16 protein-coding genes and 1 pseudogene are annotated in these 20,347 nt (G+C 60.6%); 12 read left to right on the top strand and 5 right to left on the bottom strand.

Annotated elements, in window-relative coordinates:
• Nucleotides 1–3: 3 nt before the first annotated feature.
• The 3 genes and pseudogenes from EJA72_RS01415 to EJA72_RS01405 form a co-directional block, all read right to left on the bottom strand.
• Complete coding sequence (locus tag EJA72_RS01415; RefSeq protein WP_157709756.1) at nucleotides 4–771, bottom strand: heme ABC transporter ATP-binding protein; 768 nt, start codon at nucleotides 769–771, stop codon at nucleotides 4–6.
• On the bottom strand, nucleotides 771–1,766 hold the full coding sequence (locus EJA72_RS01410; protein ID WP_178128965.1) for an iron ABC transporter permease: 996 nt from the start codon (nucleotides 1,764–1,766) through the stop codon (nucleotides 771–773). The genes EJA72_RS01415 and EJA72_RS01410 overlap by 1 nt, the downstream gene beginning before the upstream one ends.
• 50 nt (nucleotides 1,767–1,816) lie before the next feature.
• Nucleotides 1,817–2,688, bottom strand: a pseudogene (locus tag EJA72_RS01405) (hemin ABC transporter substrate-binding protein).
• 166 nt (nucleotides 2,689–2,854) lie between these two features.
• Here EJA72_RS01405 and EJA72_RS01400 point away from each other — a divergent pair.
• Complete coding sequence (locus tag EJA72_RS01400) at nucleotides 2,855–3,172, top strand: Rieske (2Fe-2S) protein (protein ID WP_157709754.1); 318 nt, start codon at nucleotides 2,855–2,857, stop codon at nucleotides 3,170–3,172.
• On the opposite strand, the gene sfsA is transcribed toward EJA72_RS01400, so the two are convergent.
• The gene (gene sfsA / locus EJA72_RS01395; protein ID WP_157709753.1) at nucleotides 3,169–3,876 is read right to left on the bottom strand and encodes a DNA/RNA nuclease SfsA; all 708 of its coding nucleotides are present in this window, start codon (nucleotides 3,874–3,876) and stop codon (nucleotides 3,169–3,171) included. The genes EJA72_RS01400 and sfsA overlap by 4 nt on opposite strands.
• Entirely contained in the window at nucleotides 3,876–5,048 is a 1,173-nt protein-coding gene (locus EJA72_RS01390) for a pyridoxal phosphate-dependent aminotransferase (RefSeq protein WP_157709752.1), read from the bottom strand. Before EJA72_RS01390 ends, sfsA begins: the two co-directional genes overlap by 1 nt.
• A 332-nt stretch (nucleotides 5,049–5,380) precedes the next feature.
• Between EJA72_RS01390 and dksA the strand changes: the two genes are divergently transcribed.
• From dksA to acs, 11 genes are all read left to right on the top strand, one after another.
• Nucleotides 5,381–5,824, top strand: a complete 444-nt coding sequence (dksA, locus tag EJA72_RS01385) for an RNA polymerase-binding protein DksA (protein WP_008153293.1) — start codon at nucleotides 5,381–5,383, stop codon at nucleotides 5,822–5,824.
• Nucleotides 5,825–6,024: 200 nt separating this feature from the next.
• The gene (gene gluQRS / locus EJA72_RS01380) at nucleotides 6,025–6,912 is read left to right on the top strand and encodes a tRNA glutamyl-Q(34) synthetase GluQRS (RefSeq protein WP_157709751.1); all 888 of its coding nucleotides are present in this window, start codon (nucleotides 6,025–6,027) and stop codon (nucleotides 6,910–6,912) included.
• A gap of 77 nt (nucleotides 6,913–6,989) precedes the next feature.
• Nucleotides 6,990–7,166, top strand: a complete 177-nt coding sequence (locus EJA72_RS01375) for a hypothetical protein (protein ID WP_003176118.1) — start codon at nucleotides 6,990–6,992, stop codon at nucleotides 7,164–7,166.
• Entirely contained in the window at nucleotides 7,150–10,104 is a 2,955-nt protein-coding gene (locus EJA72_RS01370; protein WP_178128959.1) for a sensor histidine kinase, read from the top strand. The genes EJA72_RS01375 and EJA72_RS01370 overlap by 17 nt, the downstream gene beginning before the upstream one ends.
• 22 nt (nucleotides 10,105–10,126) lie before the next feature.
• Nucleotides 10,127–11,563: a sigma-54 dependent transcriptional regulator gene (locus EJA72_RS01365; RefSeq protein WP_157709749.1), complete on the top strand. Its 1,437-nt coding sequence runs from the start codon at nucleotides 10,127–10,129 to the stop codon at nucleotides 11,561–11,563.
• Between the two features lie 802 nt (nucleotides 11,564–12,365).
• Nucleotides 12,366–13,766, top strand: coding sequence for a polynucleotide adenylyltransferase PcnB (locus EJA72_RS01360; RefSeq protein ID WP_157709748.1), 1,401 nt, complete (start codon nucleotides 12,366–12,368; stop codon nucleotides 13,764–13,766).
• 3 nt (nucleotides 13,767–13,769) lie between these two features.
• Nucleotides 13,770–14,255, top strand: a complete 486-nt coding sequence (folK, locus tag EJA72_RS01355; protein WP_157709747.1) for a 2-amino-4-hydroxy-6-hydroxymethyldihydropteridine diphosphokinase — start codon at nucleotides 13,770–13,772, stop codon at nucleotides 14,253–14,255.
• Nucleotides 14,256–14,621: 366 nt separating this feature from the next.
• Entirely contained in the window at nucleotides 14,622–15,422 is an 801-nt protein-coding gene (gene panB, locus EJA72_RS01350) for a 3-methyl-2-oxobutanoate hydroxymethyltransferase (protein ID WP_157709746.1), read from the top strand.
• Nucleotides 15,419–16,279: a pantoate--beta-alanine ligase gene (gene panC, locus EJA72_RS01345; RefSeq protein WP_157709745.1), complete on the top strand. Its 861-nt coding sequence runs from the start codon at nucleotides 15,419–15,421 to the stop codon at nucleotides 16,277–16,279. The genes panB and panC overlap by 4 nt, the downstream gene beginning before the upstream one ends.
• Nucleotides 16,280–16,509: 230 nt before the next feature.
• A complete protein-coding gene (gene pgi, locus EJA72_RS01340) occupies nucleotides 16,510–18,174 on the top strand; it encodes a glucose-6-phosphate isomerase (RefSeq protein ID WP_157709744.1) in 1,665 nt (554 codons plus the stop codon).
• A 181-nt stretch (nucleotides 18,175–18,355) separates the two neighbouring features.
• Nucleotides 18,356–20,293 (top strand): acetate--CoA ligase, encoded by a 1,938-nt coding sequence (gene acs, locus EJA72_RS01335; protein ID WP_157709743.1) that lies wholly within the window; start codon nucleotides 18,356–18,358, stop codon nucleotides 20,291–20,293.
• Nucleotides 20,294–20,347 lie beyond the last annotated feature (54 nt).

Genomic DNA, 20,347 nt, shown 5'->3' with positions numbered 1-20,347 from the left:
AGCTCAGCGGGCGATGATCAGCGGATGCCCACGCTCCGGATGCTGCTGCACCAGCACTTCCAGCCCGAACACGGCCTTGAGGGGTTCCGGGCGCAACACCTGCTCCGGCGTATCGAGCGCTATCGGGCGCCCGCCTTCGAGCAGCAACAGGCGATCACAATAGCGCGCCGCCAGGTTCAGATCATGCAGGATCACCAACACGGCTGCGCCGCGACCGGCAAACTCGCGCACCGCTTGCAGGGTGGTGTGCTGGTGCAACGGATCAAGCATCGACGTCGGCTCGTCGAGTAATAAAGTCTGACCCGTTTCCCCCGGCCAGAGCTGCGCCAGCACCCGCGCCAGATGCACCCGTTGCCGTTCGCCGCCGGACAACGCCAGGTAGCTGCGACCGCTCAAATGACCGGCGTCAGCGGCGAGCAACGCGGCGGCGACGATTTCGTCATCACGGACCCGACCGCTCTGGTAGGGCAAGCGCCCCATGCCGACCACTTCTTCGACGCGAAAGGCGAAGTCCAGGGTCGACACCTGCGGCAGTACCGCCAGACGCTGAGCGCGCTGCATACCGCCCCAGTGACTCAACGCTCGATCATCCAGCCAGACACTGCCCTGATCAGCCTGCAATTCACCACATAAAGCACCGAGCAAGGTGCTTTTGCCCGTGCCGTTGGGTCCCAGCACACCCAGGACTTCACCCGGCTTGAGCTCCAGCGTGACATTCGTCAGGACGATTTTTTGCCCCCGGCGGATGTGCAGATCCTGTGTTCGCAACATCAGGCACGCCCCCGGAGCAGTAAATACAGAAAGAACGGCGCGCCGATGAATGCCGTGACGATCCCGATCGGCAACTCGGCGGGCGCCAGGGCAAGTCGTGCTACCAGATCAGCAAACAATAGAAGACTGGCACCCGCCAGGACCGAGGCCGGCAGCAACACCCGATGATCGGGACCGGCCAGCAGGCGCACCAGATGCGGCACTACCAGCCCCACAAAACCAATCATCCCGGCGGCGGCCACTGCGGCGCCGACACCCAGCGCCGTGCAGAACACCAACTCGCGCTTGAGCCCTTCGACGTCGATGCCCAGATGACCGGCTTCCGACTCCCCCAGCAACAACGCATTCAAGGCCTTGGCCCGACGCGGCAGCCACAACGCCACGCCAACAGTGATCATCAGCAACGGCCAGAGCCGCGAATAACTGGCGCCGTTGAGGCTGCCCAGGTTCCAGAAGGCAAGTGTGCGCAGGGTCGCGTCGTCCGCCAGGTAGGTGAACAACCCAACAGCCGAGCCGGACAATGCGGTCAACGCAATACCGGCCAGCAGCATGGTCGCGACATGGGTCTGACCGTTGCGCCGGCCCAACCTATACACGAGCGACGTAACGCCGAGGCCGCCCAGGAATGCACAGATCGATAACAGATACGGGCCGAAGGACTCAGGCAAACCGCCGAATGCCGAGCCGCCGACAATCGCTATCGCCGCGCCCAATGCCGCGCCCAATGCCGCGCCGCTGGAGACGCCAACCAACCCCGGATCGGCCAGAGGGTTGCGAAACAACCCCTGCATCGCCACCCCTGACAACGCCAGCACGCCGCCCACTGCCAAGCCCAGCAATGTGCGCGGCAGGCGAATCTGTCCGAGGATCAGTTCAGCCTGCTCCAGACCGTCAGGCGCAATGGGCAGACCGAGCATGCGCAACGCTGCGCGCAGGGTGTCGAGCAACGGCAGGCTCACGGGCCCCAGCGCCAGGGACAGCCAGATCGCCAACAAGCACAGCAGGCTCAGGCCCACGAACAACGCACGGGGTTTGACCAGGACGATCATTGGGCGGCAGTGCCGGGGTAGAAGCCGTCACCGATTTTCTTCAACGCATCGGGTAGCCGAGGGCCGAGCCCGCCCACCAGCAGCGTCGGATCAAGCTCCATGACGCGCCCCTCCTTGGCCGCACGGGTCGAGGACAGAATGGGATTTTCCTTGAACAGGGCCGCTCGCGCCGCATCGCCGGTCAGCGCACGATCGGCAAACACCAACACCTCAGGGTCCAGGCTGACCAGGGATTCCACAGAGAACGGTTTGTAGCCGGTATGCGTGGCCAGGTTGTGCCCGCCCGCCTGACGCAAAAGCCAATCGGCCGCGGTGTCTTTACCGGCGATGAGCGGCTTGCCACCGGCATGACCGACCAGCAAAAGCACGCCCGGCGATTTTTGTGTCAGTTGCGCCTGGGTGACCCGGACCTTTTGTTGTTCAAGCTGTTGCTGATAGGTCTGGAGCAACTGTGCAGCCTGCGCTTCGGTACCGAGCAGTTTGCCCAAGTGCTGCAAATTCTCCTGCAACGCGGACAGGTCAGGCTGCGCCGAAAACAGTTCCACCTGCACGCCGGCATTGCGAATCTGCGAAAGCACCGGCGGCGGCCCCATTTCCTCGGTGCCGACCAGAATCTGCGGGCGCAGGCTCAAGATGCCTTCCGCCGACAACTGACGCTGATAACCAATGCTCGGCAATGCCTTGAGGGATTCCGGGTGCTGGCTGGTGGTATCGCGCCGACCAGTTTCGACTCGGCGCCCAGCGCACTGACCCACTCCGACAGCGCGCCCCCGGCGCTGACCCAACGTTGTGGCAACTCGGCCGCTGCGGCGTGATGACTGGCAAGAAGTCCGACACAAAGCGCAGCAACGCGGGTACTCAGGCGCATAAACAACTTCCTTGAAAGGTTTTTCCCGGGCATCGAGATGACAGGCCAAGTATCCTCGGCATCCGGCACGTGCACCGACGGGCGAAGCAGCCATTTGATAATTGTTTGCATTTGCGCGTCAAGCTCGGACATTTCCTACGACGCGCGTCGATATTTGAGGATAGACATGAAGTTGCTTTGCACGGGTGCCGATCTGGCTGACAACAGCAGCCGCGGCTTCAACATTGACGGCCAGAAGCTTTTTGCCGTGCGCCGCAGCGGCCAGGTTTACGTCTACCTCAACCGCTGCCCGCACCGTGGCGTGGGGCTGGAATGGACACCCGACCAGTTTCTGGACCCCAGCAACAGCCTGATTCAGTGCGCCACCCACGGCGCACTGTTTCTGATCGAAGACGGTGAATGCGTCTCCGGCCCTTGCGCCGGTCAATCGCTGACCACTATCGCCTGCCGTGAAGACGAGCAAGGGATCTGGATCAACCTTTAAATCAGCACCTCGAGACGTCGATGGACGACCATTTCCTCGTGGGTCAAACGCACACCGTAGGCCAGCACCTCAACCCCGCACGCGACCGCCTCGCGCAAGGCTGCCGCGTAGGCCGAATCGATTTCTTCTGCAGGACGCACGGCGTCGATGCCCGTGAGGTTCACGCAATACAACTGCACTGCACGAATCCCGTCCCTGGCCAGATGAGCCAACTCCCGCAGATGCTTGGCCCCGCGCTGCGTCACCGCATCGGGAAAGGCTGCCACCGCCGAGCCGTCGAAACCTAACGTCACGCTTTTGACTTCCACATACGCCGGGCCGCCCGGGTAATCGAGGCGGAAATCGATGCGGCTGCTTTCCTGGCCATACGCGACTTCACGCTTGAGCCCGGTAAAGCCGTTGAGTTCGGTGATGACGCCCGCCCGCAACGCTTCCTCGATCAAACCGTTGGCCCGTGCAGTGTTGACGCAAAACAGCCGACCCTGCGGGGTTTCGCCGATTTCCCAAGTGCCGGGCAGCTTGCGTTTGGGATCGTTCGAGCGGCTGAACCAGACCTGCCCCCCTTCGACCTGGCAATTGAGCATCGAACCGGTGTTCGGACAATGGATCGTCAGCAACTCGCCGGTAACGGTTTCGATATCGGCGAGAAAACGCTTGTAACGTCGGATCAGACGCCCTTCTTCGAGGGGAGGATGAAACTGCATCAGCCTTGCCAGCTCTTCAAGCCACGCGCAATCCGCTCGACGGCTTCCTGTAGGCGCGGGAGGCTTTGCGTGTAGGCAAAACGCACATGATGCCCGGCCTGATAGCGACCAAAATCCAGTCCCGGCGTAATCGCCACATGCTCGGTTTCGAGGAAATGTCGGCAGAACGCGAAGGCATCGCCGCCGAACTTGCTGATATCGGCGTACAAGTAGAAAGCGCCTTCCGGTTCCACCGCGATGTTGAAACCCAACTCGCGTAAGGCCGGCAGCAGGAAATCACGACGACGACCGAACTCGGCGCGGCGCTCTTCGAGAATGCTGATGGTTGCCGGTTCAAAGCAGGCGAGCGCGGCGTGCTGGGCCATGCTTGGGGCACTGATGTAGAGGTTTTGCGCCAGTTTTTCCAGCTCACTCACAGCCGCTTCCGGCGCGACCAGCCAGCCAAGGCGCCATCCGGTCATGCCGAAATACTTGGAAAAGCTATTCAGGACAAACGCACTGTCATCGACTTCCAGCACGCTGGCCGCGTCGGTGCCGTAGGTCAGGCCGTGATAGATCTCGTCCACCACCAGATGCCCGTGACGCTGCTTGATGGCGGCGGACAGCCCGGCCAATTCGTCGCGGGTCAGAATCGTCCCGGTTGGATTCGCCGGCGAGGCCACCAAAGCGCCAACGCTGTCGTGATCCCAATGCCGAGCCACCAGGTCCGGGGTCAGCTGATAGCGCACGTCCGGACCGACCGGCACCAGCTGCGCTGCGCCTTCGACCAGTCGCAGGAAGTGGCGATTGCACGGGTAACCCGGGTCCGCCAGCAGCCAGTGTTTGCCTGGGTCCACCAGCAAGGCGCTGGCGAGCAGGAGCGCGCCGGAACCGCCTGGGGTGATCAGGATTCGTTGTGGATCGATGTTCAGCCCATAACGCTGCTGATAAAAACCGGAGATGGCTTCACGCAATTCAGGAATGCCACGGGCGGCGGTGTAGCGGGTTTTCCCCGCCGTCAGCGCCGCCTGGCCAGCCTGGATGATGGGCTCGGCGGTGGTGAAATCCGGCTCGCCGATTTCCAGGTGGATCACATCGTGGCCGGCCGCTTGCAATTCATTGGCCCGCGCCAGCAACGCCATAACGTGGAAAGGTTCGATCGCGCGACTGCGGGCACTGTAGGACTGAGCCATTGGCCTTCCTTCAACGGGGAAAAGAATCAATTCTACCCAAGCGCAGGAACGAGCGAGAACCTAAAGCGGTCAGACCGTTATAACGCTGGCCTCAAACGACTCGAACGTGTGCCCCAGCTTTGACTAAAATCAATATTTGATCAGGTCTCCAGCACCACCAGACAAGGCCTCGCAATCTTTTGCAAGCCCCTCGGGCAACTACCTCGACATCCGGGAGTAGCGCGGTCCGATTTGATCTGGTAAGTTCGCCCGCTTGCAGCCGCAGGGCCGGCAGGTGTCGGTGATGGAGCAATCCTGCGCAATGGATTACAAGAGTAGAGGCGGTCTATTTCATGTCCACCCAAGCAAAGCAGCAGCAAAACCAGTCGATCAGCGGCTTCGAACCCTATAAAGAAGTAAAGGGCGAGGAGTACATGGGCAAGCCCATGCGCGCTCACTTCACCAAGATCCTGAACAAGTGGAAGCAGGACTTGATGCAGGAAGTCGACCGTACGGTTGATCACATGAAAGACGAAGCGGCCAACTTCCCTGACCCGGCGGATCGCGCCAGCCAGGAAGAAGAGTTCAGCCTCGAACTGCGTGCACGCGACCGCGAGCGCAAGTTGATCAAGAAGATCGACAAGACGCTTCAGCTGATTGAAGACGAAGAATATGGCTGGTGCGAGTCCTGCGGCGTAGAAATCGGCGTCAAGCGACTGGAAGCACGCCCTACCGCCGACATGTGCGTTGACTGCAAGACCCTGGCGGAAATCAAGGAAAAACAAGTCGGCAAGTAATCTCGACTTGAACGAAGAACGGAGCGTGCGAACGCTCCGTTTTCGTTTCTGATATTTGCCCCACACAACACCTGTGGGAGCGAGCCTGCTCGCGAAGAAGCCTTCAACTTCAACATCAATGCCGGCTGACACACTGCTATCGCGAGCAGGCTCGCTCCCACAGGGGTCTGGCGCAAGCCTGGAAAAATAATGTCGTTCTCATGATCGCCACCCCCTACATCGGGCGCTTCGCCCCCACGCCCAGTGGACATCTGCATTTTGGCTCGTTGGTCGCAGCGCTGGCCTCGTACCTCGACGCCCGTTCGGTGGGTGGCCGTTGGCTGATGCGCATGGAAGACCTCGATCCGCCACGGGAAGAGCCCGGCGCCCAGGCCGCGATCCTCAAGGCATTGGAGAGCTACGGTTTTGAATGGGACGGCGAGATGGTGCGCCAGAGCGACCGGCACGAAGCCTATGCCGAAGTTCTCAACAGCCTGTTCAATCATGGCCTGGCCTACGCGTGCACCTGCTCGCGCAAACAGCTTGAACCGTATCACGGCATTTATCCGGGGCTGTGCCGCAATGCCGGCCACGGTACTGAAGATGCCGCGATTCGCCTGCGCGTCCCCGAGCTGGAATACCACTTCACCGACCGCGTGCAGGGCAAATACCGCCAGCACCTGGGCCGGGAGGTCGGTGACTTTGTGATTCGCCGTCGCGACGGGCTCTACGCCTATCAATTGGCGGTAGTGCTGGATGACGCCTGGCAAGGCATCACCGATATCGTCCGTGGCGCCGACCTGCTCGATTCCACGCCGCGCCAGCTGTACCTGCAGGAACTGCTCGGCCTGCGCCAGCCGCGTTACCTGCACATCCCGCTGATTACCCAGCCCGATGGCAACAAACTCGGCAAATCCTACCGCTCGCCGCCGCTGACCGAAGATCAGGCGACACCACTGCTGCTGCGCGCATTGCGGGCGCTGGGCCAGAATCCGGGCGCGGAACTGGCGTATGCAACGCCCCGGGAAGTACTCGACTGGGGCGTCACCCACTGGGATGCGCTGCAGATCCCGCGCACACTGAACCTCCCCGAGGCGCAACTGCAGTGATCACGCTTGCAGTCGCGCGCCCATCCGTTACCATCGCGGCACGTTTTCGGGCACGCGCATAAAAAAGAGAGGCCGGGATGTACATCTATCGCTTGGTCCTGCTCCTGGTAGTGGGGATTTATCTGTTTTCCCCGGCCATCATGGATTGGTGGATCGACGCCACTGGCGCCTGGTATCGCCCTTATTTGCTCTGGCTGATTCTGATCGTCGTGACCTTCATCCTGCAGAGCCAAAAAGATGCCGATGAGCTTTAGCCTGACCCAGATGATCCTGATCAGCGCCGCCTACCTGGCGGTGCTGTTCGGCGTAGCCTGGGTCAGCGAACGGGGCATGATCCCCCGGGCGATCATTCGCCACCCGCTGACGTACACCCTATCGCTGGGCGTGTATGCCAGTGCCTGGGCGTTTTACGGCACGGTGGGCCTGGCCTATCAATATGGCTATGGGTTCCTGTCCAGCTACCTCGGGGTGTCCGGGGCCTTTCTGCTGGCGCCCGTGTTGCTGTATCCGATTCTGAAAATCACCCGCACTTATCAGCTGTCGTCCCTGGCCGACTTGTTTGCGTTCCGGTTCCGCAGCACCTGGGCGGGCGCACTGACCACTATTTTCATGCTGATCGGCGTGCTGCCCCTGCTGGCGCTGCAGATTCAAGCGGTCGCAGACTCCATTGGCATTCTCACCCGCGAACCGGTTCAGCATCGCGTGGCCTTGAGCTTCTGCGCACTGATTACCCTGTTCACGATCTTCTTTGGCTCGCGGCACATCGCCACGCGGGAGAAACACGAAGGCCTGGTGTTCGCGATTGCCTTCGAATCGGTGATCAAGCTGATCGCCATTGGTGGCGTCGGCCTGTATGCCTTGTACGGCGTGTTCGACGGCCCGCAACAGCTTGAACTTTGGTTGCTGCAAAACCAGACCGCCCTCGCCGCTTTGCACACGCCGCTGCAGGAAGGTCCGTGGCGCACGTTGCTGCTGGTGTTCTTCGCCTCGGCGATCGTGATGCCGCACATGTACCACATGACGTTCACCGAAAACCTCAACCCGCGCTCGCTGGTCAGTGCGAGCTGGGGCTTGCCGCTCTTCCTGTTGCTGATGAGCCTGGCGGTACCGCTAATTCTCTGGGCTGGCCTGAAGCTGGGCGCCACCACCAATCCGGAATATTTCACGCTGGGCATCGGCATCGCCGCCAACAGCAAAGCGTTGGCATTGTTGGCGTACGTGGGCGGGCTGTCAGCCGCCAGTGGGCTGATTATCGTCACCACCCTGGCGCTGTCGGGGATGGCGCTGAACCACTTGGTACTGCCGCTTTATCAGCCACCTGCCGAAGGCAATATCTATCGCTGGCTGAAATGGACCCGGCGGGCGCTGATCGTCGCAATCATCATGGCTGGTTACGGTTTCTACCTGCTGCTGGGTGCCGAGCAGGATCTGGCCAACCTCGGCATCGTCGCCTTTGTGGCGACCTTGCAGTTCCTGCCGGGCGTACTGTCCGTCCTGTATTGGCCGACCGCCAACCGTCGCGGCTTTATCGCCGGTTTGCTGGCGGGGATCCTGGTCTGGCTGGTGACCATGCTGTTGCCACTGGTGGGCAATCTGCAGGGTTTCTACATTCCGCTGCTGAACATGATCTACGTGCTGGACGACACCAGTTGGCACATGGCGGCCATTGCGTCGCTGGCCGCCAACGTACTGATGTTCACCCTGATCTCGCTGTTTACCAACGCCAGCACCGAAGAAGCCAGCGCCGCCGAAGCCTGCGCCGTCGATAACGTGCGTCGCCCGCAACGCCGGGAATTGCACGCGGCATCGCCTCAGGAATTCGCCACCCAACTGGCTAAACCGCTGGGCGCCAAGGCGGCGCAGAAGGAAGTCGAGCAGGCCTTGCGCGACCTTTACCTGCCGTTCGACGAACGCCGGCCTTATGCCTTGCGCCGCTTGCGCGACCGGATCGAAGCCAACCTTTCCGGTCTGATGGGGCCGAGCGTGGCCCAGGACATGGTCGAGACGTTCCTGCCTTATAAGGCAGGTGGCGAAAACTACGTAACCGAAGACATCCACTTCATCGAAAGTCGCCTTGAGGATTACCACTCGCGCCTCACCGGCCTGGCCGCCGAACTCGATGCACTGCGCCGCTACCACCGCCAGACCCTGCAGGAACTGCCGATGGGTGTTTGCTCGCTGGCCAAGGATCAAGAGATCCTGATGTGGAACAAAGCCATGGAGGAGCTGACCGGGATTGCCGCGCAACGTGTGGTCGGTTCGCGCTTGAGCACCATTGCTGATCCGTGGAAAGAATTGCTGCAAGGCTTCATCAATCTGCCGGACGAGCACTTGCACAAACAGCACCTGGCGCTCGACGGGCAGACTCGCTGGCTGAACCTGCACAAAGCGGCGATCGACGAACCGCTCGCCCCGGGTAACAGCGGCCTGGTGTTGCTGGTAGAAGACCTCACCGAAACCCAGATGCTCGAAGACAAACTGGTGCATTCCGAGCGTCTGGCCAGCATTGGTCGACTGGCGGCGGGCGTCGCCCATGAAATCGGCAACCCCATCACCGGCATCGCCTGCCTCGCGCAGAATTTGCGCGAAGAACGTGAAGACGATGGCGAGCTGAAGGAAATCAGCGGACAGATCCTGGAGCAGACCAAACGCGTGTCGCGCATCGTTCAATCGCTGATGAGCTTCGCCCATGCCGGCAGTCATCAACACAGTGACGAGCCCGTCTGTCTGGCCGAAGTGGCCCAGGATGCGATAGGTCTGCTGGCCCTCAACCGACGCAATTTCGAAGTGCAGTTCTACAACCTGTGCGACCCCGATCACTGGGTCGAAGGCGATCCGCAGCGACTCGCCCAAGTGTTGATCAACCTGCTCTCAAACGCCCGTGACGCCTCGCCTCCCGGCAGTGCGGTACGGGTAAAAAGCGAAGCCGGAGAACACACGGTCGACCTGATCGTCGAGGACGAAGGCAGCGGCATTCCGAAGAACATCATGGACAGATTGTTCGAACCTTTCTTCACCACCAAGGACCCTGGTGAAGGCACCGGTCTGGGCCTTGCACTGGTCTATTCCATCGTTGAAGAGCATTATGGACAAATCACCATCGACAGCCCGGCTGATGTTCAAAGCCAACGCGGCACCCGTATCCGGGTGACTTTACCGCGTCATGTCGAAGCGACGTCCGCTGTGAACTGAGACCGTCGAGAGTATCGAATCAATGCCGCACATTTTGATCGTCGAAGACGAAACAATTATCCGCTCCGCCTTGCGCCGCCTGCTGGAACGTAACCAGTACCAAGTCAGCGAAGCCGGTTCAGTGCAGGAAGCACAAGAACGCTTCACCATTCCCACGTTCGACCTGATCGTCAGCGATTTGCGTCTGCCCGGCGCGCCAGGCACCGAGTTGATCAAGCTCGGCCAGGGCACGCCGGTGCTGATCATGACCAGCTACGCCAGCCTGCGCTCTGCCGTCGACTCGATGAAGATGGGCGCGGTGGATTACATCGCCAAGCCTTTCGATCACGACGAAATGCTCCAGGCCGTCGCGCGAATCCTGCGTGACCGGCAATCGGTGCAGGCCAGCGGCGAACCTGCCGTCGGCAAAGCCGGCAATGGCGCCACGAAACCGGGCGTCGATAACAGCAATGGCGAAATCGGCATCATCGGTTCCTGCCCGCCGATGCAGGACCTGTACAGCAAGATCCGCAAAGTCGCGCCGACCGATTCCAATGTCCTGATCCAGGGCGAATCCGGCACCGGTAAAGAATTGGTGGCGCGTGCCCTGCACAACCTGTCCAAACGCGCCAAGGCGCCGATGATTTCGGTGAACTGTGCGGCCATTCCTGAAAGCCTGATCGAGTCCGAGCTCTTCGGTCACGAAAAGGGTGCGTTCACCGGCGCCAGCGCCGGGCGAGCGGGCCTGGTGGAAGCCGCCGACGGCGGCACTCTGTTCCTCGACGAAATCGGCGAACTGCCACTCGAAGCCCAGGCTCGCCTGCTGCGTGTATTGCAGGAAGGTGAAATTCGTCGTGTGGGTTCGGTGCAATCGCAGAAAGTCGATGTGCGCCTGATCGCCGCGACTCACCGGGACCTCAAGAGCCTGGCGAAAATCGGCCAGTTCCGTGAAGACCTTTATTACCGTCTCCACGTAATCGCCCTGAAACTGCCAGCCCTGCGCGAACGCGGCGCCGACGTCAACGAAATTGCCAATGCGTTCCTGGCGCGCCAGAGTGCACGGGTCAACCGCACCGACCTGAAATTTGCCGCGGATGCCGAACAGGCGATTCGTCATTACTCCTGGCCGGGTAACGTTCGTGAGCTGGAGAACGCGGTCGAGCGCGCCGTCATCCTCTGTGAGAGCCCAGAGATTTCCGCTGAACTGCTGGGGATCGATATCGAGCTGGGCGACCTGGAAGACGACGATTTCGTCGGTCTGGCACCGCAACAGGGCAACAGCGCCACCAACAACAGTCACGAGCCGACCGAAGACCTGTCACTGGAAGACTACTTCCAGCACTTCGTACTCGAGCATCAGGACCACATGACCGAGACCGAGCTGGCGCGCAAACTCGGGGTCAGCCGCAAATGCCTGTGGGAACGCCGTCAACGCCTGGGCATTCCACGGCGCAAGACAGGGGTCGCCAGCGAGAGCTGAACCTTGCCTGTCGAAGGTGTGGGTAACAGGTGACAACGTGAAAAAACTGTTACCTCATCTTTTTCACGTAACAGAAGCCGGGGCTTACGGTAACGAAGCCCCGGCTTTTTTTGGCCCCCAACAAAGCAGTCACGTGACCTAACCCCTTGTTTTACTGGGCTTCGCAAAAGTTGGCACGCACCCTGCTATATGTTTGGTACAAGAACAATAACAAGCTAATGAACAAGACAATAAAAATAAGACGTATCGACTCACGCACAATAAAAACAAGACGGCGAGAGGCGTAGCTAACTGATTCTTTTGGAGAGGCGTTGTATTTGGGGCTTGCCCCACGACCAGGCCGAGAACAACAAAAAACTGTCTTGAGACAGAGCCTGAACTGGTTGGATCGCAAGATCACTGCAGCACAGCGACCAAAGCAATCCGTTTGCTCTTGGCTCCCGATTGGGAGGGTTATGAAGGAAGATCTTCATGACGAGGGCACTCAACAAAAACAAAAAGCCCGAAACCAATAACAAAAATAGAACATGCAACTACTTCTTGGGGAGCTTCGGCTCCCCTTGTGGTTTCTGCGATTCAGTACCCTGCCTACTGTAGGAGCGAGCTCGCTCGCGAAAATCCAACAGGCGCCTCGGGGCATCCGGTTTTGTGCGTTATCGTTAACGCCTTTTCGCGAGCAAGCTCGCTCCTACAGCTCATATCTGCTGTGTCCTACACCATCCCCCGACTAAATGCTAGAATCCCCGCCCATCATGCGGTCATTCTTCGTTATGGCCGAACATTCCTTCAAACAGTGCATCCCATGCTGAAGAAGCTGTTCCAGTCATTCCGTTCTCCCAAGCGTCATACGCAACACATTCGCAGTACGCCTGAAGTGCTCAACAGCGGCCAACATTCGCTGCAAAAGGCCCAATTCAGCCGTTATGCGGTGAATATCGTCGAACGCCTGCAGAACGCCGGTTACCAGGCTTACCTGGTCGGCGGCTGCGTGCGTGACATGCTGCTGGGCATCACGCCCAAGGATTTCGACGTCGCCACCAGCGCCACCCCCGAACAAGTCCGGGCCGAGTTCCGCAACGCGCGCATTATCGGGCGCCGTTTCAAACTGGTGCACATCCACTTTGGTCGCGAGATCATCGAAGTGGCGACCTTCCGCGCCAATCACCCGCAAAACGATGAAGAGGAAGACAGCAACCAGTCTTCCCGCAACGAGAGCGGTCGTATCCTGCGCGATAACGTCTACGGCACGCTGGAAGAAGACGCGCAACGCCGCGACTTCACCATCAACGCCCTGTATTACGATCCGGTCAGCGAACGCATTCTCGATTACGCCAACGGCGTACACGACATCCGCAACCACCTGATCCGCCTGATCGGCGATCCGAAGCAACGCTACCAGGAAGACCCGGTACGGATGCTGCGGGCCGTGCGTTTTGCCGCCAAGCTGAATTTCGGCATCGAGAAGCACAGCGCCCTGCCGATTCGCGAACTGGCGCCGATGCTGCGCGAAATCCCGTCGGCCCGCCTGTTCGAAGAAGTACTCAAGCTGTTCCTCTCCGGCCATGCCGCGGACACCTTCGAGATGCTGGTCGACCTGCAGTTGTTCGATCCACTGTTCCCGGCGAGTGCCGAGGCGCTGGAATACAACCCGACGTACACCCACACGCTGATCAGCGAAGCCCTGATCAACACCGACCTGCGGATCAAGCAGAACAAACCGGTGACCCCGGCGTTCCTGTTTGCAGCGCTGTTGTGGCCTGCCCTGCCAGCGCGCGTGTTGCGTCTGCAGGAGCGTGGCATGCCGCCGATTCCAGCGATGCAGGAAGCGGCGCACGAGCTGATTGCCGAACAGTGCCAGCGCATTGCGATTCCGAAACGCTTCACCATGCCGATCCGCGAGATCTGGGACATGCAGGAGCGCCTGCCACGCCGCAGCGGCAAGCGCGCCGACCTGTTGCTGGATAACCCACGGTTCCGCGCCGGTTACGACTTCCTGCTGCTGCGCGAAAGCGCGGGCGAGCAGACCGACGGCCTGGGCGAATGGTGGACGGACTATCAGGACGCCAACGACAGCGAGCGCCGCGACATGATTCGCGACCTCAGCGGCAAGGACGACGGCACCGGCGCACCCCGCAAGCGTCGTCGCAGTGGAGGCGCCAAGCGCAAACGCACGGCCGGCGCACCGAGTGCGACGGGCGAGTAATCCATGGAACGCATCTACATCGGCATGGGCAGCAATCTGGCCGCTCCCGCCGAACAATTGCGCAGCGCCGTCGAGGCGCTGGCCCGGTTACCGCAGACTGCACTGGTCGGGGTGTCCGCGTTTTACCAAAGCGATTCGCTGTTACCCGGTCAACCGCGCTATACCAACGCGGTCGCCGCACTCGACAGCGAGCTTGCACCGCTGGAACTGCTCGATGCGCTGCAAGCCATCGAAAACCAGCAGGGCCGCGAACGCCTTGAGCGCTGGGGGCCCCGCACGCTGGACCTCGACATCGTGCTGTTCGGTGATCGGCTGATCGACGAGCCTCGGCTCAACGTCCCCCATTATCATCTGCAGGAACGCGCCTTCGTTCTGTATCCGCTGGCCGAAGTGGCACCTGCGGATTTGCGTTTGGCGGATGGCCGCGTCCTGAAGGACTTGCTCGCAGCCTGCCCGTTCGTCGGCCTGGAACGCCTCCCCCAAAATTGACAAAAACACCTGTAGGAGCGAGCTTGCTCGCGATGGCGTCCTGACATTCAACAACGTAGGTGAATGTTAAACCGCTATCGCGAGCAAGCTCGCTCCTACAGGGGATTTTTGTCGGGTATGGGATCTGCGCCTGCTGAATCGCATCAGTTACGCCGGTAACACCCCAGACGTAACAATGCGGTAACACATGCAATTGACTTCCCGAGTTCTCCTCACGACTATAGGCGTCCCGTTGCCGCCAACACGGCGTTGAAGGGCGCAATCCAGGCCTTCAAAGCACGACAACAGACCGTGCGCCTGTATTTAACGAAGAATCACGCGCGTTACTCGCAGTAGTTTCCACAGCGCCTGAATGAGGAACTTTTCATGCCAGCCATCACCCTGACCACCCTGCAAGGTATCAAGCAAAAAGGTGAAAAAATCACCATGCTGACCTGCTATGACGCAACCTTCGCCCACGCCTGCAACGAGGCCGGTGTCGAAGTGCTGCTGGTGGGCGACTCCCTCGGCATGGTTTTGCAAGGTCACGACAGCACCTTGCCGGTTACCACCGCCGAGATGGCTTACCACGTGGCGGCCGTCAAACGCGGTAACACCGATGCATTGATCCTTGCCGACCTGCCGTTCATGGCCTATGCCACCACCGAACAAGCCATGACCAACAGCGCGCTGTTGATGCAGGCCGGTGCGCACATGGTCAAGGTAGAAGGCGCACTGTGGCTGGCCGACTCGATCCGTCTGCTGGCCGAGCGCGGTATTCCGGTGTGTGCGCACATGGGGCTGACCCCGCAATCGGTGAACATCCTCGGCGGTTACAAAGTCCAGGGCCGCAACGAAAACCAGGCACGGCAGATGCGTGCCGACGCGATTTCCCTGGAGCAGGCCGGCGCAGCGATGCTGCTGCTCGAATGCGTGCCGAGCGAACTGGCCGAGGAAATCACCCAAGCGGTTAAAATCCCGGTGATCGGCATCGGTGCCGGCAATGCCACCGACGGCCAGGTGCTGGTCCTGCATGACATGCTCGGCCTGTCCATTACCGGCCGCGTTCCAAAATTCGTGAAGAACTTCATGGCTGGCCAAGAAAGCATTCAAGCGGCCTTGAATGCTTATGTCACCGAAGTCAAAGCTGCAACTTTCCCTGGTATCGAGCACGGATTCTCTGCATGAACACCGTAAAAACCGTACGCGAATTGCGGGCCGCCGTCGCCCGTGCCCGCAGCGAAGGCAAGCGCATCGGCTTCGTGCCGACCATGGGCAACCTGCACAGCGGCCATGTCGCGCTGGTGACCAAAGCCTCCCAACGGGCAGATTTTGTGGTCGCGAGCATCTTCGTCAACCCGCTGCAATTCGGCGCCGGCGAAGACCTCGACAAATACCCGCGCACCCTCGCAGCCGATCAGGAGAAACTGCTCCAGGCCGGTTGCCACTTGCTGTTCGCGCCCACTGTCGAAGAGATGTACCCGGACGGCATGACCGGGCAAACCCGCGTCAGCGTGCCGCAACTTTCCGAAGGCCTGTGCGGCGCCAGCCGTCCCGGGCACTTTGAAGGTGTGGCGACCGTGGTCAGCAAGCTGTTCAACATGGTCCAGCCGGACCTGGCAATCTTTGGCCAGAAAGACTTCCAGCAATTGGCGGTCATCCGCGCGCTGGTGCATGACCTGAACATGCCGGTGCAGATTATCGGCGAGCCAACCGTGAGGGCTGCGGATGGCCTGGCGCTGTCGTCGCGCAACGGTTTCCTCAGCGAAGAACAGCGTGCCGTTGCGCCGGTGGTGTATCGCACGCTCAGCGCAATCGCCGAATCGATCAAGCAGGGTGAGCGGAACTTCCCGGCGTTGATCAACGCTCAAATCAAGCAGCTCGAAGCTGCCGGCTTGCGTACGGACTACCTGGAAATTCGCCATGCGCTGACCTTGCGCCCAGCGACTTCGGAAGACCGTGACCTGGTGATTCTGGTGGCTGCCTTCCTGGGCACCACCCGGTTGATCGACAACCTGCATCTGAATCTTGACGCGCCAGCCTGATCACCGCAAAACCACCCTCCTCCACCGTCTGTCGGACCGTTCCCTGCTTGGTGTATAAAAAAGTACCGGGAACGGGTCAGACAAAGCCAAGACAGAATGCAGCGCGAGGTTTACTGTATTCGCCCTGTGTCATGAAATCGTGTCGACGCAGTTGACCGGACGCCTACCCACAGCGTTCCGGGATTTATCGTGTTCAAAAGGCCGTTCAAGTAAAAAGGAAACCCGCAGCGATGGCGTACTACCGCACTCCTCACGACGTGACCGCTCTGCCCGCCTGGCAAGCGTTGAATGACCACCGCCAAGCCATGCAGGATTTCAGCATGCGCGAAGCCTTTAATGCCGACCCGCAGCGCTTTACGCAATTCACCCTCAGCAGCTGTGGCCTGTTTCTCGACTATTCGAAAAACCTGATTAACGCCGAGACCCGCAATCTGCTGGTGGGCCTGGCCAACGAAGTCGACCTCAAGGGCGCTATCAAGGCGCTGTTCGAAGGCGAAATCGTCAACTCGTCCGAAGGCCGCCCGGCCCTGCACACGGCACTGCGCCGTCCTGTTGGCGACAAGCTGTCGGTCAACGGCGTCAACGTGATGCCGGAAGTGCACAAAGTCCTGAACCAGATCACCGACCTCGTGGGCCGTATCCATGACGGTCTGTGGCGCGGTTACACCGAAAAGCCGATCACCGACGTGGTGAACATCGGTATCGGCGGCTCGTTCCTCGGCCCCGAGCTGGTGTCCGAAGCCCTGCTGTCCTACGCCCAGAAAGGCGTGCGCTGCCATTACCTGGCGAACATCGACGGCAGTGAGTTCCACGAACTGACCATGAAGCTGCGCGCCGAGACCACGCTGTTCATCGTCTCCTCGAAATCCTTCAACACCCTCGAAACCCTGAAAAATGCCCAGGCCGCTCGCGCCTGGTACCTGGCTCAGGGTGGCTCGGAAGCCGAGCTGTATCGTCACTTCATCGCCGTTTCCAGCAACAACGCGGCGGCCGTGGCGTTCGGTATTCGCGAAGAAAACATCTTCCCGATGTGGGACTGGGTCGGCGGGCGTTACTCGCTGTGGTCGGCCATCGGCCTGCCGATTGCCCTGGCCATCGGCATGTCGAACTTCAAGGAACTGCTGTCCGGTGCCTACACCATGGACCAGCATTTCCAGAGCGCGCCATTCGAACAGAACATGCCGGTACTGCTGGCCTTGCTCGGTGTCTGGTACGGCAATTTCTGGGGCGCGCAGAGCCACGCGATCCTGCCGTACGACCACTACCTGCGCAACATCACCAAGCACTTGCAACAACTGGACATGGAGTCCAACGGCAAACGCGTGCGCCAGGACGGCACCCCCGTCGCCACCGACACCGGTCCGGTGATCTGGGGTGGCGTGGGTTGCAACGGTCAGCATGCGTATCACCAGTTGCTGCACCAGGGCACCCAACTGATCCCGGCCGATTTCATCGTACCGATCGTCAGCTTCAACCCGGTGTCCGACCACCACCAGTGGCTGTACGCCAACTGCCTGTCGCAGAGCCAGGCGCTGATGCTGGGCAAAACCCTGGCCGAAGCCGAAACCGAGCTGCGGGACAAGGGCATGAGCGAAGCCGACGTGCACAAACTCGCGCCGCACAAGGTGATCCCGGGCAACCGTCCGAGCAACACCCTGGTGGTCGAACGCATCAGCCCGCGCCGACTCGGCGCACTGGTGGCCATGTACGAACACAAAGTCTTCGTGCAAAGCGTGATCTGGGGCATCAACGCCTTCGACCAGTGGGGCGTGGAGCTGGGCAAAGAGTTGGGCAAAGGCGTCTACAACCGTCTGGTCGGCAGTGAAGAAACACCGGCTGACGACGCGTCCACCCAAGGGCTGATCAACTACTTCCGCGGTCGTCACCGCGGCTAAGTCGCCCAGACTCGATACCTGTAGGAGCGAGCTTGCTCGCGATGATATGTCAGCCACCCCGTGGTCACTGACACACCATCGCGAGCAAGCTCGCTCCTACAGTTGCTTTGTGTATGACTTGAACCACTTGAGCACTCGGCGCATCTTTATCCTTGTCGCAAAACAAGAATAAGGAACCGTCATGTTCGATATCAGAACGTTCCCCAAAGCCGATGCCGTCCGCCGGGCTGCGCAGTTGAGTCAAGACGACTATCACCGGCTATACCGCCAATCCATCGAACACCCCAGCACCTTCTGGGCCGAACAGGCCACGCGCTTTCTCGACTGGTCCACACCGTGGGACACCGTCCAGCGCTACAACCTGAAAACGGGTGAAGCCAGCTGGTTCTCCGGCGCAAAATTGAACGTCAGTTACAACTGCATTGACCGCCACCTGGAAAAGCGCGGCGATCAGACCGCGATCATCTGGGAAGGCGACGACCCTGTCGAATCCGTCCAAATCACCTACAAAAAACTTCATCACAACGTCTGCCGCCTGGCCAACGTGCTCAAAAGCCGTGGCGTGAAGAAAGGTGACCGGGTGTGCATCTACATGCCGATGATCCCCGAAGCCGCCTACGCGATGCTCGCCTGCACGCGGATTGGCGCGGTGCATTCGGTGGTGTTTGGTGGTTTCTCCCCGGACTCCGTGCGCGACCGGATCCTCGACGCCGACTGCCGCACCGTGATCACCGCCGATGAAGGCGTGCGCGGCGGTAAAGTCGTGCCGCTCAAAGAGAAGGTCGACAAGGCGCTGCTCAGTTGCCCGAACGTCAGCACGGTGATCGTGGTCGAGCGCACCCAGGGCGAAGTGAACTGGGTCGAAGGCCGGGACATCTGGTATCACCAGGCGCTGCGCGACGTCAGCGACGATTGCCCGCCCGAGCCGATGGATGCCGAGGACCCGCTGTTCATCCTCTACACCTCCGGCAGCACCGGCAAACCCAAAGGCGTGTTGCACACCACCGGCGGCTATCTGCTGCAAGCGGCGATGACCTTCAAGTACGTGCTCGACTACCGCGATGGCGAAGTATTCTGGTGCACCGCCGATGTCGGCTGGGTCACCGGCCACAGCTACATCGTCTACGGCCCGCTGGCCAATGGCGCGACCACGCTGATCTTCGAAGGCGTGCCGAGCTACCCGAGCAGCTCGCGCTTCTGGCAGGTCATCGACAAACACCACGTGAACATCTTCTACACCGCACCCACCGCCCTGCGTTCGCTGATGCGCGAAGGCCCCGAGCCATTGAAGGAAACATCCCGGGCGAGCCTCAGATTACTCGGCAGTGTCGGTGAGCCGATCAACCCGGAAGCGTGGGACTGGTACTTCAATGCGGTCGGCGAGCAACGCTGCCCCATCGTCGACACCTGGTGGCAGACTGAAACCGGCGGCATCATGCTCAGCCCTCTGGTCAGCGCACAACGGATCAAACCCGGCTGCGCCACCCAACCCATGTTCGGCGTGCAACCGGTGTTGCTTGACGAAACCGGCAGGGAGATCAAGGGCGCCGGCAGCGGCGTGCTAGCGATCAAATCCAGCTGGCCGGCGCAGATCCGCAGTGTCTACGGCGACCCGCAACGCATGGTCGACACCTACTTCAAGCCCTACCCCGGCTACTACTTCACCGGTGACGGCGCGCGGCGCGACGAGGATGGCGATTACTGGATCACCGGGCGCATCGACGACGTGATCAACGTTTCCGGGCATCGCATCGGTACCGCCGAAGTGGAAAGCGCGCTGGTGCTGCACGACAGCATCGCCGAGGCGGCCGTGGTCGGTTACCCTCACGACGTCAAAGGCCAGGGCATCTATGCCTTCGTTACGCCCATGAACGGTACCGAACCCAATGACGAACTGAAGAAGGAACTGCTGGCCCACGTCAGCAAGGAAATCGGCAGTTTCGCCAAACCGGATTTGATTCAGTGGGCCCCGGCCTTGCCGAAAACCCGTTCAGGCAAGATCATGCGGCGGATTCTGCGCAAGATCGCCTGCAACGAACTCGACAGCCTGGGCGACACCTCGACGCTGGCTGATCCGAGCGTGGTCCAGGAGCTGGTCGATAAACGCCTGAACCAGTGACGCTCTACCCACTGTAGGAGCGAGCTCGCTCGCGATGCACTCAAGCGCGCCGCA

The sequence above is a fragment of the Pseudomonas sp. PB120 genome (genome assembly GCF_009761815.1).
Lineage (GTDB): Bacteria > Pseudomonadota > Gammaproteobacteria > Pseudomonadales > Pseudomonadaceae > Aquipseudomonas.
This window is presented reverse-complemented; position numbering and strand designations above follow the sequence as displayed.

What these genes read in the sequence shown, in the direction of transcription:
- EJA72_RS01415 (WP_157709756.1), bottom strand. Translation starts at nt 771, where the DNA reads ATGTTGCGAACACAGGATCTGCACATCCGCCGGGGGCAAAAAATCGTC.
- EJA72_RS01400 (WP_157709754.1), top strand. Translation starts at nt 2,855, where the DNA reads ATGAAGTTGCTTTGCACGGGTGCCGATCTGGCTGACAACAGCAGCCGC.
- sfsA (WP_157709753.1), bottom strand. Translation starts at nt 3,876, where the DNA reads ATGCAGTTTCATCCTCCCCTCGAAGAAGGGCGTCTGATCCGACGTTAC.
- EJA72_RS01390 (WP_157709752.1), bottom strand. Translation starts at nt 5,048, where the DNA reads ATGGCTCAGTCCTACAGTGCCCGCAGTCGCGCGATCGAACCTTTCCAC.
- dksA (WP_008153293.1), top strand. Translation starts at nt 5,381, where the DNA reads ATGTCCACCCAAGCAAAGCAGCAGCAAAACCAGTCGATCAGCGGCTTC.
- gluQRS (WP_157709751.1), top strand. Translation starts at nt 6,025, where the DNA reads ATGATCGCCACCCCCTACATCGGGCGCTTCGCCCCCACGCCCAGTGGA.
- EJA72_RS01375 (WP_003176118.1), top strand. Translation starts at nt 6,990, where the DNA reads ATGTACATCTATCGCTTGGTCCTGCTCCTGGTAGTGGGGATTTATCTG.
- EJA72_RS01370 (WP_178128959.1), top strand. Translation starts at nt 7,150, where the DNA reads ATGCCGATGAGCTTTAGCCTGACCCAGATGATCCTGATCAGCGCCGCC.
- EJA72_RS01365 (WP_157709749.1), top strand. Translation starts at nt 10,127, where the DNA reads ATGCCGCACATTTTGATCGTCGAAGACGAAACAATTATCCGCTCCGCC.
- EJA72_RS01360 (WP_157709748.1), top strand. Translation starts at nt 12,366, where the DNA reads ATGCTGAAGAAGCTGTTCCAGTCATTCCGTTCTCCCAAGCGTCATACG.
- folK (WP_157709747.1), top strand. Translation starts at nt 13,770, where the DNA reads ATGGAACGCATCTACATCGGCATGGGCAGCAATCTGGCCGCTCCCGCC.
- panB (WP_157709746.1), top strand. Translation starts at nt 14,622, where the DNA reads ATGCCAGCCATCACCCTGACCACCCTGCAAGGTATCAAGCAAAAAGGT.
- panC (WP_157709745.1), top strand. Translation starts at nt 15,419, where the DNA reads ATGAACACCGTAAAAACCGTACGCGAATTGCGGGCCGCCGTCGCCCGT.
- pgi (WP_157709744.1), top strand. Translation starts at nt 16,510, where the DNA reads ATGGCGTACTACCGCACTCCTCACGACGTGACCGCTCTGCCCGCCTGG.
- acs (WP_157709743.1), top strand. Translation starts at nt 18,356, where the DNA reads ATGTTCGATATCAGAACGTTCCCCAAAGCCGATGCCGTCCGCCGGGCT.